Here is a 553-nt window from a genome sequence, read left to right on the forward strand (position 1 = left end):
CGGGGCCGGTGGCGTCCGGACGGGGAGCGCTCCCCATGGGTCCGGTTGGGCACCGCGGCCGACCCGCCGTTAGTGTCGTCGTGACACGGCACCGGCCACACGCGGACCGGGCCATCGATCAACTTGGGGGACGAACGATGAAGCTGCGCTCACGACTCACGGGGGCCGCCCTGGTGGGCACCCTGGCCGTCTTCGGTCTGGCTGCCTGTGGCGGCGACGACGACACCTCGAACAACGACAGCGAGTCGAGCTCGCAGTCGGACGAGCCCACCGACGAGCCCACCGAGGACTCCAGCGAGGGCGACGGCGACAAGCCCGCCAAGGAGGACGTCGTCGCGGGCTACACGAAGATCATCACCGATATCACGGGCCAGCTCCCCGAGGACATCGTGACGCAGGTCGCGAGCTGCTTCGTCGACGAGGTCTACGACGCCGCCTCGGCCCAGACGCTGCAGGCGATCGCCGACTCGAACCCGGCAGGCATCGACCAGTCCGACGGCCAGCTCTTCGCCGACGCCTCGACGACCTGCCAGAGCCAGCTGACGCCGTGATC

At 69.8% G+C, this 553-nt stretch carries 1 protein-coding gene; it reads left to right on the forward strand.

What is annotated here, in order from left to right:
* Window positions 1–137 precede the first annotated feature (137 nt).
* Window positions 138–551 carry a hypothetical protein gene (locus tag ABD127_RS15755; protein ID WP_344203216.1) on the forward strand — a complete coding sequence of 138 codons (414 nt, stop codon included), beginning with the start codon at window positions 138–140 and terminating at the stop codon, window positions 549–551.
* Window positions 552–553: the final 2 nt, after the last annotated feature.

This window comes from Aeromicrobium alkaliterrae, from assembly GCF_039529015.1.
GTDB classification, from domain to species: Bacteria; Actinomycetota; Actinomycetes; order Propionibacteriales; family Nocardioidaceae; genus Aeromicrobium; species Aeromicrobium alkaliterrae.